We start from the raw sequence: 11,096 nt of genomic DNA on the forward strand, positions 1-11,096 counted from the left end.
CGGCCATCGCTGCCGTCGTGCCGCAGGCGGGGCAACACTGGATCATTGCTTTCGCGCCGTCCGCGAGGCTTCGGCGAGTGGCACGATCATCTCCGCTTCCAGTGCCGCCATCGGCAGCAGCGGCGACATGTCCTCCAGCGGCATCGACAGCATCGCGCCGTCGGCCTGCGGCAGGGCCGCCACCTTCGGGGCAAGTGTCTCGTCGGCGACGAGCATCACCTCGACGATACGCAGCGCCGGCGTGGCCAGTGTCTCGGCGAGCGCTGGCAGTTCGGCGGCATCGGCGATGCGCAGGAAGGGAATGTCCCAGACGGCAGCGAGCCGTTCGAGATCGGGCAGCGTCAGCCGGGCTTCCGGTCCGGTGCCGACGAAGCGGCTGTTGAAATAGTTGCGCTGCGTGTTGCGGATCGAAGCGTAGCCCCGGTTGTTCATGATGACCAGCGTGATCGGCAGGCGGTGTGCTGCCAGCGTCGACAGTTCCTGCAGGTTGAGCTGCAGGCTACCGTCGCTTTCGACGGCGATCATCGGGCGACGGCCGTTGGCCAGGCAGGCACCGATGGCGGCCGGCAGGCCGTAACCCATCGCGCCCAGACCGGAGGTCAGGAAGATTCGCTGACCGGGCTTGTTGCGGAAGATGGTGTAGAAGACTTCGATGGCAAGCCCCGAGCTGCCGGTTCCGACCAGGGTGTCGGCCGGCGCTGCATCTGAGAATGTCGAGGCGAAGTGATAATGGCTGATCGGACCCGCCGTCGGGAAGGGGGCCCCGTCATTGACCGGGAAGCGCGTCTTCCAGCCGCGGCAGCGTTCGACCCAGGGTTCGAGCGCGGGGCGCGCGGCCGGCAGGGGGGCTTCGTTCAGTGCGGCGATGAAGTTGCCGGCGTCGGCGGCGATGCCGAGTTCGACCGCCATGTCGAGCTTGTCGATTTCATTCGGGTCGACGTCGACCACGATTTTTCTGGCGGCGCGCGCAAAGCCGCGCGGGTTGTAGGCGGTGATGATGTTGTCGAGCCGGCAGCCGATGGCGATCAGCAGGTCACAGTTCTGCACCGCGAAGTTGGCGCCACGCAGGGCGACGACACCGGGCCGGCCGGCGTTGAGCGGATGTTCCCAGGGCAGCAGGTCGAGCGCGTTCCAGGTCGTCGCGACCGGGAGCGACAGGCGTTCGGCGAGCGCGCGCAGCGCTGGCGCGGCGCTGGCCAGGCGCACGCCATGGCCGGCGAGCAGCAGCGGCCGTTCTGCCTTCGCCAGCAAGGCCATGACGGCGGCTGCCTCGGCAGCGAGCGAGGGGGCGTCAGCGACAGGCGGTTCGAAGGCCAGCAGCGTAGCCGGGTCGATCGGCGCGCCCTGCACGTCAAGCGGAATATCCAGCCAGACGGGCCCCTTGCGGCCATGGTTCATTTCGTAAAGGGCACGTTCCAGGTGATGGCGGATAAGCTGCGGATCGTCGACGGTGGCGGCGTACTTGGTGATGGATTTGACCATCGGCACAACGTCGACTTCCTGCACGCCGCCCTGGCGCAATGGCCGCCCTGCCAGCCGGTCGGGGCGCTTCACCTGTCCCGAGATGACCAACAGCGGCACCGATTCGATCCACGCCCCGGCGACCGGTGTCACGACATTGGTGGCGCCCGGGCCGGTGGTGACGAGGCAGACGCCGAAGGTTTCGCGAACCCGGCCCCAGGCTTCGGCGGCAATGCCGCAGGCCTGCTCGTGGTGGCACGGCACTGCCATGAGCCGTGGTTCGCAGGCGACCGCGTCGTCCAGGTACATGGCGCCGCCGCCCGGCAGCAGGAAGATGTGCTCGGCGCCGGCCTCGGCCAGTCGTTGCATCAGGTAATCGGCGACACGCATGGTTCTGTTACAGCCAGTGGGTGAGCAGGGTCTTGCGGCGCGTGTTGGCCGCGATCGCCGGGTCGGTGTAGAACGAATCGTCGGTGTAGTGCGTCGAGGAAATTTCCTCGAAGACGACGCCGGTGTCGGTGTGGAAGCGATGCCTGACGCCGCGCTGCACGGTGATGACGTCGCCGCGCGAGGCTTCGTGCTGCTCGCCGTCGAGCCACAGATTCATGCGGCCGTGGAGGATGACGAAGGTTTCCTCCTTGCGCGCGTGGTACTGCTCCGGGTGCGTCTGTCCGGGCAGCATGACGATCAGCTTCTTGCAGTATTCGCGGTTGACCACGGTGATCATGACCAGCCCGAACTCGGCAAAGCGCTCCATGCCGTAATGGTGCGAGATCTCGAGATCGGACTTGCCGGGGACGACGATGTTGCCGGCCTGCAGCAGTTCCCGCACGGCGGTGACCGCGGCGAGCACGCGCTCGCGTTCGTGCGTGACGTCGACGTCGTCGGCGAGCAGCGGCGCGCCGGAGCGCAGCGGCTTGCGGGCGACGTGGCGCGCGTACTTGGACCACTGGTTGGCGGTGATCTGGCCGCTCGAAGGCGGGAAGGCGAAGCACACGGCGTCGTTGCCGACCGTCTCGCCGGCGGCGACGTCGCGCGTCAGGAAGACGCCGCGACGCAGGCTCTGCAGGCTGGATGATTCCTCCGCCGTTGCCGCCGGCCAGGCTTCGCTGCCGCACATCTCGTTGGCGCGTGCGGCGGCGGCGAGCCAGTCCCGCACCTGTTCCGGCGAGGCGGAGTAGGCGTTCAGCGCATAGCGCCCGGTCGGCAGGCCGACATGCTTTTCGAACACCGTCGCGCCCATCGCCAGCGCCAGCATGACCGGCTCGGTATGCGCCGGCGCTTCATGCGTCGAGAAACCGACGCGCACCTCCGGGTAGCGGGCACGCAGGGCGCCGATGCGGGCGATGTGGAGATGTTCATCCGGTGTCGGATACTCGGCGACGCAGTGCATCAGCGTCAGATGCCTGCCGCGATGCAGGAAGAAGCTGACGACGTTGTCGACCTCTTCCGGTGTGGCGCCGGCAGTCGAGGCGACGATTGGTCGGTCGCACTGCGCGATGCGTTCGAGGAGCGGCCAGTCGGTCAGCGAGCAGCTGGCGATCTTGATCACCTCGATGCCCTGGGCTTCGATCAGGTCGACCGAGGCTTCGTCGAAGGGCGTGCAGACCGTTCGGAAGCCGCATTCGCGCATGGTGTAGAGGAGTGTGCCGAATTCTTCGCGCGACAGCCGGGTTTCCTCGAAGCGCTTGACGTACTTGACGTCGTTGCGCCCCTTGAAGCTCGGGTGGATGAAGGTGTCGAGGTCGCGGTACTGTAGCTTGAAGGCGAAGTCGAAACGGTCCGTGAAACCGGCGCAGGCCTCGCGCATGGCACGGATGATGGCGATGCCGTGGGAGGTGTCGCCCATGTGGTTGTTCGCCATCTCGAAGATGAAGAGCGGTCGGGCCATGGCGTTGTTCCGTATCAAAGGTCGATGCCGCAGAAGTCGGCCAGCGAGGTGGCGATGTAGTCGAGCTGAGCCTCGTCGAGTCCCGGCCAGACGCCGACCCAGAAGGTCTTCTGCATGATCCGGTCGGCGGTCGCCAGTTCGCCGCTGACACGGTGCGCACGTCCGGCGAAGTAGGGCTGGCGCAGCACGTTGCCGGCGAACAGCAGGCGTGTGCCGATGCGGCGCTGGTCGAGGAAGCGAAGCAGGTCGACGCGGTCGAAGGCGGCGGCGTCGTCAAGCGTGATCGGGAAGCCGAACCACGAGGGATCGCTGTCGGCCTCCGCCTGCGGCAGGACCAGAATGTCGTGCAGCGGCTGCAGCCGGTGGTGCAGCCAGCGGAAGTTGGCACGCCGGGCAGCTACGAATCCGTCCAGCCGGTCGAGCTGGGCGAGGCCGATGGCGGCCTGCATGTCGGTGATCTTCAGGTTGTAGCCGGCGTGCGAGTAGACATATTTATGGTCGTAGCCAGCCGGCAGGTCGCCGAGCTGCCAGTCGTAGCGGCGGCCGCAGGTGTTGTCGCAGCCGGTGGCGCACCAGCAGTCCCGGCCCCAATCGCGCAGCGAGGCGACGATGCGCTGCAGCTGCGGGTCGGCGGTGAAGACGGCTCCGCCTTCGCCCATCGTGATGTGGTGCGCCGGATAGAAGGAGAGCGTGCCGAGGTGACCGAAGCTGCCGACCTTCCTGCCGTGCAGGGTGGAGCCGAGGGCATCGCAGCAGTCCTCGATCAGCCACAGCCCGTGCCGGTCGGCCACCTCTCGGACGGCTGCGGCCGGGAACGGGTTGCCGAGGGTGTGGGCGATCATGATGGCGCGCGTGCGCGGGCCGATCGCAGCGGCGATCGCCTCGACATCCGGGTTGTAGGTCGGCAGGTGCGAGTCGACGAAGACTGGCACGAGCCCATTTTGCAGGATCGGGTTGATGGTCGTCGGAAATCCGGCGGCAGCGGTGATGACTTCGTCGCCCGGACGCAGCGCGCGCGCGCCGAGCTGCGGCGAGGTCAGTGCCGTCAGCGCCAGCAGGTTGGCGCTCGATCCGGAATTGCAGGTGAGTACGTACTCGATACCGAGCCAGGCGGCGAGCCGTGCTTCGAAGGCGTCGTTGAAACGCCCGCCGGTCAGCCAGCCGTCGAGTATCGCATCGACGGCGGCGACGAATTCGCCGGCGCCGAGGACCTTGCCGGCGGGGGCAATCGTACTGCTGCCAGCGGCGAAGGGCGGGCGCTGCGTGGCCGCCGTGGCGTATTTGCGCACGGCTTCGAGGATCGCCTGTCGCTGGTCAGCTGGAGGGGGCATCTTTGGCGCTTGCTTGGTAGTCGTCGATCTGGCGGAGGCTGAACCGCTGCATGTCTTCGCCCGCGATCCAGGCGCGGTGCCATGCCGTCGTTTGCCGTATGGCAATAGTCAACGGCCAACGCTGGCGCCACTTTAGCACGCGCCGCGCAGCGCCGGCATCGAGCCGGAGCAGGCCAGCCTCATGCGGGAAATCGCCCGATTCGGCCTCCCATGCGGCGCCGGATCCCCACTGCTGCTGCAGTAGCGTAGCGACCTCGCGTACCGGGACGCAGTCCGAGGCGTCTGGTCCAAAATTCCACGCATCGCTGCCGTCATGGCCGACCTCGCCGCAGGCCAGACGTTCGGCGAGCATCAGGTAGCCTGCCAGTGGTTCGAGCACGTGCTGCCAGGGCCGAACTGCATCCGGCCGGCGCAGGCGGGCAGTGCGGCGGTCGGCGAAGGCGGCGAGCAGGTCGGGGACGAGGCGGTGCGCCGACCAGTCGCCGCCGCCGACGACATTACCGGCACGTGCGGTGGCGAGGAACGGGCCACTACGGTCGTCGAGGAAGGAGCGCCGCCAGGAATGGGCCAGGATCTCGACGCAGGCCTTGCTGCTGCTGTACGGGTCGTGACCGCCGAGTGGCGCGTTTTCGCGATAGGCGGTATCGGTTTCGCGGTTCTCGTAGCATTTGTCGCTGGTGACGACGACGACGCCACGCACCGACGGCGCTTTTCTGACGGCTTGCAGCAGATGGGCCGTACCCATCACGTTGGTCGCATAGGTTCCGATCGGGTCCCGGTAGCCTTCGCCAACGATAGCCTGGGCCGCGAGGTGGAAGACGATTTCGGGTTCGGCGGACTTCAGTGCGTCATCAATCGCTTCGGGGTAACGGATGTCGGCGATCCTCGAATGGTCGAGAATGTCGCCGATGCCGGCAATCTCGAAAAGCGATGGCGTTGTCGGCGGTGGCAGCGCAAACCCACTGACTCTGGCTCCAAGCGATTGTAGCCAGAGGCACAGCCAACTTCCCTTGAAGCCGGTATGGCCTGTGACGAGGACTTTCCGGTTACGCCAGAACGCGGCACTCACCATGTTTTCCAGGGAGCGGTTCCGTTTTGCCAGAGGTCTTCGAGGAAATTCTTGTCACGCAGCGTATCCATCGGGTGCCAAAAACCCTCGTGTCGCCAAGCCGCGAGTTGTCCTGTCGCAGCAAGAGTGCGCAGCGGAATGTCTTCCCACGGGCCGTCCACCGTAATGGTGCGGAAGACTTCCGGATTGAGTACGAAGAAGCCCCCGTTGATCTGGCCACCCTCACCGTGGGGTTTTTCCTGGAAATGTGTCACGCGGGAGCCTTCTATTTCGAGGGCGCCGAAACGGCCCGGAGGCGTCACCGCGCAGACTGTTGCTGCAAGGCCATGGCGTCGATGGAAATCAATCTGGCCAGTGATGTCGATGTTGGCTACGCCGTCACCGTACGTGAAGCAGAACGGTTCGCTGGGTTCAATAAAGTGCTCTATGGCCTTTAAGCGCCCACCTGTTGCTGTGTTTTCACCTGTGTCGACGAGGGTCACGCGCCATGGGTCAGCGTGCCGTTCATGTACTTCCATACGGTTATTAACCATGTCGAATGTGACATCGGAATTGTGAAGGAAGTAGTTGGCAAAGTACTCCTTGACGACATAGCCCTTGTAACCGAGGCAGATGATGAAGTCGTTAATTCCGTGGGCCGAATATATTTTCAATATATGCCAGATAATCGGCTTGCCTCCGATCTCGATCATTGGCTTCGGCTTGAGGTGAGATTCTTCGCTAATCCGCGATCCCAGTCCGCCTGCAAGTATGACCGCCTTCATGCGGTGACCACCCGGTTCTTGCCTGTTTTCTTCGCTGAATACATCGCCTCGTCGGCACGCTTCATGATGCTTGCCTGATTGTCTTCCGGACGAAGCGCGGTCACGCCGGCGCTGAACGTGATCAGCTGCTTTTCGTTGTTGTGCAGGAAGAACCGCTTCGTCAGCTCGCGCTGCAGACGAACGAGCGCCTTCTGCGCATCCTCGACCGGTGTGTCCGGCAGCAGGATGATGAATTCCTCGCCGCCGAAGCGCGCGCAGGTGTCCTGCGGACGCATCGTCTCGCGGATCACCGTCGCGAGGTGGATCAGCGCGGCGTCGCCGGCGTCGTGGCCAAGCGAATCGTTCAGCTTCTTGAAATTGTCGATGTCGAGCAGTCCGACGCACATCGGTGTCTTTCGACGCAAGGCGCGTGCCGATTCCTTCTCGAAGGCTTCTTCGAGTCCCCGGCGATTCAGTACGCCGGTCAATTGATCGTGACGGACGAGCTTGCTCGCGTTATCCAGTTCTTCCTGCAGTTCGTTGATGCGTTTTTCGGTTTCTTCGACCTTCCTGCGGGTCGACTGCAGTTCGTCTCGCGAGCGCTGGGCGTTCAATTGCACGATGCGGGTTTCGCGCATTACTTCCTGAACGACGTCTGCGAGTTCGGTAATGTCGTTTGCTGCGGCGATCCTGTGCGAACAGGCTTCGATCTTGTCGTGGTAGCCGGAGGTGCTCTCCGAGAACTCTGCAAGATGGTCGACAAAGCCGGCCAGCATCGACTTGAGGGCTTCCTTGGCCTCGACGAGGCTATGTTTCAGTTGGCCCTGCTTGAACACCACCTCCTTGATGCGTCGCTCGGCATCATCGATGGAGCGCAGGCTCAGCGGGTGCGAGACGATATCCCGGACGACGGCGATCTGGCCATGCAGCCAGTTGTCGTCGATGACGAGTTCGCTGATGTTTTCGATCACAAGATTGAGCAGATGCAGCAATCCCTGTCGGAGCTCGGCGCGATCATCCGCGAGAAGTTCGAGTCGAAACACGAAGCGCTTGAGCTCGACCAGCAGTTCATCAAGGGATTTGAGCGTACTGGCCTTGCGGGCTGCAGCGGCAAGTTCCTTTGCATGAGCAGAAAGCTCGGGCGCTTCTGCAATTTGCGCGGCGACCGCGTGTTCAAGCGCAAAGGCGAGGAGGTCCCTCAGCTGGGGCAGGAGCTCAGTAGCTCTGCTCGTGGGGGCAGTGCTAGCAGCTGGCGCTGCTTCTGCCTCGGTGATCTCCGGGGCCCCTTCGGGCTGCGGAACCTCTCCCTCGACCAAGGCCACCATGTCACCGTGTCCGCCCTGGTTCCATGAACGAACCAGTCCCTGCAGTCGATTGAACAGTGTTTCGGCGTTACTTCCGGCGCTGGAGAAAAGATGTTCGAGGGCTTCGCGCTTTTTCCCCGGGGTCATGACCGCCGACGGGGTATCCCATTCGCGCAGCAGATCGTTGATCAGCTCCCCCCATCCCAGTGTCTCTATCGTGCCGCGCTCGGTGATGAAGGCTGACAGGGAATTCACATAGGCGCCAAGCTGTTCATCCTTGACCGCCTGTTCCAGCTCGCGGGCCAGCCGCAACTGGGCGGGGGTTTCCCTGGGGAGTGTCTGGGTGAGGGATTTCAGCGCCTCGGCGGGAAATTCCTGCGGGCCGCTGTCCTTGCTGCCCGCGACCTCGTGGTAGACGGTCCGGTAGTTTTCCGGCGTCGGGGCGACGCGCCGAGTGGCCAGCAGACGGAACGTCTCACGGGCGATTTCTGTCGGATTGCTGAATGTCGGCATCTGCAGGTTTTGTCAGCGCGGGATCAGGAACATATGACGGAGCATTCTAATGCGGTAAGGCGACTGCAGGAAGCGTGGCATGAATGGTTCGGCTATAATCCGCACCGTTTCGCCCCCGTAGCATGAAGGTCGTGCAGTTGCCTTGTAAGCATCAGGTCGTGGTTCGATTCCGCGCGGGGGCACCACCGATCCTTGGTGTCGTTACCTGCGGCCGGTTTCCGTCAGGCTCGTTCCCGGCAAGTCGCCGAATCTTGCGTAAAGGCCCGCATCTGCTGGCGGCAGCGCGCCAGAGCGGGTTTCCAGTGTCGCGAGAAGATGCTCCTCAGATAGCGGCAGGAGCTTCTCGTACAGTTCGCGGCAGAGCGCTCGTGCCGTATGTCCCGGCCAGTTGTGGGCGAGCAGGGGTTCCGGCAGTTGCGGGTCCCGTAGCTGTACGCGACGGAATTCATGGATCAACAGCGCGCGCAGGATGAAGTGCTGCTCCGGCCGCTTCACCCTGTTCTGTCCCAGCCATTTCATCGCGGGATGAAAGCGCGCAATGAAATGATCATAATCCTCAGCGAGTCGATCAAGTCGCCAGCATTGCTGGACCACTTCACGCAGCGGCGTAGTCGTGATGCCATCCAGCGACGTTGCGTTGAGCAGCGCGACCTTGTTCTCGCTCGACGTCTGCATCAATATGCTGCGCAATCGAGAGGCGTCCGCCGTGGGGTGCGCATAGATGCCGGGCGCCAGGGTGCCGTACCCGTCCCACATCAGGTCGCGACGCAGGGTTTCCCGTTCGTCGCCCGCCAGAGCGCCTTCCGGAACGATGACGATCTGCCACTGGCCATTCCACGTATCGTGACGGGTATCGTAGATTCGCCGATAGGCATGGTTGATCCGGCGCCTGCCGGATGCCGTCAGGCCGTACTCGCTGCGCCGGCCAACGGGCGTCGCGTATAGCCAGTCTTCCTGCATCAGGCGAAAGACGCTGGTTCGAACTGCGCGCCCGTTGATTCCGAGCGGTGCAACCAGATCGATCAGGCTGCCCAGCAGCACTGCGCCGCCGTGCGGTTCGATCGCGTCGCCAAAAAGCGTCACGATCAGCGAATTCGAGCGAAGAGGGGTCTGCTCGAGTGTATTCGTGAGCCAATGATCGAATGCGGTGGCGCTCATTGGGAAATGGACCCGAGAACGTTCCCCGGCTGAATCGGGGTCGTCTCCCCGTGCCCGAGTCGTAGGGACAGCGCGCGCGCCGCCTCCTTGATGGCGACGGCGAGGGGGCTGTTCCAGTCCGTGTCGAAATGCCCGATCGCACCCAGCGAAGTGACTGCGGCGACCATATGGCCGGTGTGGTCGAACACCGGTGCGCTGAAGCCGTTGATGCCGGGAGTCAGACTGCCCGTAGCACGCGAGATGCCGTGCAGGCGGATTTCATTGATGATCGGTTCGAGCGTCTGGATCTGCGCGGTGACGGACTCCCCCGTTTCTGCGGCAGCATCGCGCAATTCCCTTTCCAGCAGCTTTTTCATGAATGGCAGCCGGCAGTAGGCGACGAAGGCGCGTCCCGTCGCGGAGCGGGAGAGTGGCAGCACGGTCCCCGTGCGGAGGGTGACGGTAATCGGGCCGCCCGCCTCGACCCATCGAACGATGGTCGCTCCGTGGTTGCCGAGCATGGCAAGCGCGACGGTCTCGCCGATCTGTTCGCACAGATCTTCGAGAATCGGCCCGCCAAGGCGTACCGGGTCGAGGCGAGAAAGGCTGGCAAGTCCGAGCTCGAGAGAGAAGGCGCCGAGATCGTAACGCCCGGTATTCGCATCCTGCTCGACCAGTCCCATGCGCATGAAGCTCACCAGGTAACGATGGGCCTTCGCCGCAGGCATGCCCGCATTCTTTGCCAGATCTCGAAGCATCATCGGCCGGCCATGTGTCGCCAGCGCACGCAGCAGGCGTGTTCCGACTTCGATTGATTGAATGCCCTGGCGCTGCTTTTCCGTCGTGTTTGTCATGGCGTGTCATTTCGCATGGGTCCGTCATTCTAGCGACTGTGCGCGGCGAGCGGCAGCGGCGAATGCTCCGCGTATAATGCGGCGCTTTTGCAAATCGACAAGCTTTCAGGGAGACAGCATGCGTGCAGTAATGATCGCCAACCCGAAGGGTGGCGCGGGAAAGACGACTCTGGCGACCAATCTCGCTGGCCACTTTGCCAATGCCGGCAAGAAAGTCACGCTCTGCGACCTGGACCGTCAGCAGTCAGCCTTGCGCTGGATGGCGTTCCGCGCCCCCGAGCTTCCCCAGGTGACCGGCTATTTTGGGGGCAATCAGATGCTGTTCAACCTGCCGAAGGAACCGGACTGGGTCGTGCTCGACGCGCCAGCGGGCCTCCAGGGGTACAAGCTCTCCGACTACCTGCGCGTGGTCGACAAGGTGATCGTGCCCGTCGTGCCGTCGGTGTTTGACATGGCGGCCACCGAAGACTTTCTCAATTCCATCCGCAACGAGATGCGTGGCCGTCGCGGCATCGTCGGTATCGTTGCAATGCGCGTTGATCCCCGTACCCGTGCTGCGGTGATGCTGGAAGAGTTCCTGCGTCATTTCGACATCCCCATCCTGGCCTACCTGCGCAACACCCAGAACTATGTGAATGCGGCCGCTGGCGGGCTCACGGTTTTCGATCCGCCGCGTGCGAAGCATCGTCGCGATGAAGAACAGTGGCAGCCCCTGTTGCAATGGCTCGCTGACTAGGATATAGTTCGCCCCCTCGCAACGGCGCCGGTGTCGCAGCGAAAGCAGCGAAGAAAA

At 63.8% G+C, this 11,096-nt stretch carries 9 protein-coding genes and 1 tRNA gene; 2 read left to right on the plus strand and 8 right to left on the minus strand.

Annotation, left to right across the window (positions count from 1 at the left end):
• Positions 1-42 precede the first annotated feature (42 nt).
• The 6 genes from RKP46_RS03665 to RKP46_RS03690 are packed head-to-tail and all read right to left on the minus strand — an operon-like array spanning position 43 to position 8,312.
• Positions 43-1,851, minus strand: a complete 1,809-nt coding sequence (locus RKP46_RS03665) for a thiamine pyrophosphate-binding protein (protein ID WP_311105366.1) — start codon at positions 1,849-1,851, stop codon at positions 43-45.
• 7 nt (positions 1,852-1,858) lie between these two features.
• Positions 1,859-3,352, minus strand: coding sequence for an N-acetylneuraminate synthase family protein (locus RKP46_RS03670; RefSeq protein ID WP_311105367.1), 1,494 nt, complete (start codon positions 3,350-3,352; stop codon positions 1,859-1,861).
• Positions 3,353-3,366: 14 nt separating this feature from the next.
• Entirely contained in the window at positions 3,367-4,683 is a 1,317-nt protein-coding gene (gene rfbH / locus RKP46_RS03675; RefSeq protein ID WP_311105368.1) for a lipopolysaccharide biosynthesis protein RfbH, read from the minus strand.
• A complete protein-coding gene (gene rfbG, locus RKP46_RS03680) occupies positions 4,667-5,755 on the minus strand; it encodes a CDP-glucose 4,6-dehydratase (protein WP_311105369.1) in 1,089 nt (362 codons plus the stop codon). The genes rfbH and rfbG overlap by 17 nt, the downstream gene beginning before the upstream one ends.
• Complete coding sequence (gene rfbF, locus RKP46_RS03685) at positions 5,749-6,516, minus strand: glucose-1-phosphate cytidylyltransferase (protein WP_311105370.1); 768 nt, start codon at positions 6,514-6,516, stop codon at positions 5,749-5,751. The genes rfbG and rfbF overlap by 7 nt, the downstream gene beginning before the upstream one ends.
• Positions 6,513-8,312, minus strand: a complete 1,800-nt coding sequence (locus tag RKP46_RS03690; protein ID WP_311105371.1) for a diguanylate cyclase — start codon at positions 8,310-8,312, stop codon at positions 6,513-6,515. Before RKP46_RS03690 ends, rfbF begins: the two co-directional genes overlap by 4 nt.
• Positions 8,313-8,423: 111 nt before the next feature.
• Between RKP46_RS03690 and RKP46_RS03695 the strand changes: the two genes are divergently transcribed.
• Positions 8,424-8,497 (plus strand) — tRNA-Thr (locus RKP46_RS03695).
• A gap of 16 nt (positions 8,498-8,513) precedes the next feature.
• On the opposite strand, the gene paaX is transcribed toward RKP46_RS03695, so the two are convergent.
• Both paaX and RKP46_RS03705 read right to left on the minus strand, forming a co-directional pair.
• A complete protein-coding gene (gene paaX / locus RKP46_RS03700) occupies positions 8,514-9,470 on the minus strand; it encodes a phenylacetic acid degradation operon negative regulatory protein PaaX (protein ID WP_311105372.1) in 957 nt (318 codons plus the stop codon).
• The gene (locus RKP46_RS03705) at positions 9,467-10,303 is read right to left on the minus strand and encodes an IclR family transcriptional regulator (protein ID WP_311105373.1); all 837 of its coding nucleotides are present in this window, start codon (positions 10,301-10,303) and stop codon (positions 9,467-9,469) included. The genes paaX and RKP46_RS03705 overlap by 4 nt, the downstream gene beginning before the upstream one ends.
• A gap of 118 nt (positions 10,304-10,421) precedes the next feature.
• On the opposite strand from RKP46_RS03705, the gene RKP46_RS03710 reads away from it, so the two are divergent.
• Complete coding sequence (locus RKP46_RS03710) at positions 10,422-11,039, plus strand: ParA family protein (protein ID WP_311105374.1); 618 nt, start codon at positions 10,422-10,424, stop codon at positions 11,037-11,039.
• Positions 11,040-11,096 lie beyond the last annotated feature (57 nt).

Origin of the sequence: Accumulibacter sp., assembly GCF_031732815.1 — a bacterium.
In the GTDB taxonomy this organism is placed as follows: Bacteria; Pseudomonadota; Gammaproteobacteria; order Burkholderiales; family Rhodocyclaceae; genus Accumulibacter.

Excerpts from the sequence above, each read along its gene's own strand:
- rfbG (WP_311105369.1), bottom strand. The coding sequence starts at position 5,755 with ATGGTGAGTGCCGCGTTCTGGCGTAACCGGAAAGTCCTCGTCACAGGC.
- RKP46_RS03705 (WP_311105373.1), bottom strand. The coding sequence starts at position 10,303 with ATGACAAACACGACGGAAAAGCAGCGCCAGGGCATTCAATCAATCGAA.
- RKP46_RS03670 (WP_311105367.1), bottom strand. The coding sequence starts at position 3,352 with ATGGCCCGACCGCTCTTCATCTTCGAGATGGCGAACAACCACATGGGC.
- paaX (WP_311105372.1), bottom strand. The coding sequence starts at position 9,470 with ATGAGCGCCACCGCATTCGATCATTGGCTCACGAATACACTCGAGCAG.
- rfbH (WP_311105368.1), bottom strand. The coding sequence starts at position 4,683 with ATGCCCCCTCCAGCTGACCAGCGACAGGCGATCCTCGAAGCCGTGCGC.
- RKP46_RS03710 (WP_311105374.1), top strand. The coding sequence starts at position 10,422 with ATGCGTGCAGTAATGATCGCCAACCCGAAGGGTGGCGCGGGAAAGACG.
- RKP46_RS03690 (WP_311105371.1), bottom strand. The coding sequence starts at position 8,312 with ATGCCGACATTCAGCAATCCGACAGAAATCGCCCGTGAGACGTTCCGT.
- rfbF (WP_311105370.1), bottom strand. The coding sequence starts at position 6,516 with ATGAAGGCGGTCATACTTGCAGGCGGACTGGGATCGCGGATTAGCGAA.
- RKP46_RS03665 (WP_311105366.1), bottom strand. The coding sequence starts at position 1,851 with ATGCGTGTCGCCGATTACCTGATGCAACGACTGGCCGAGGCCGGCGCC.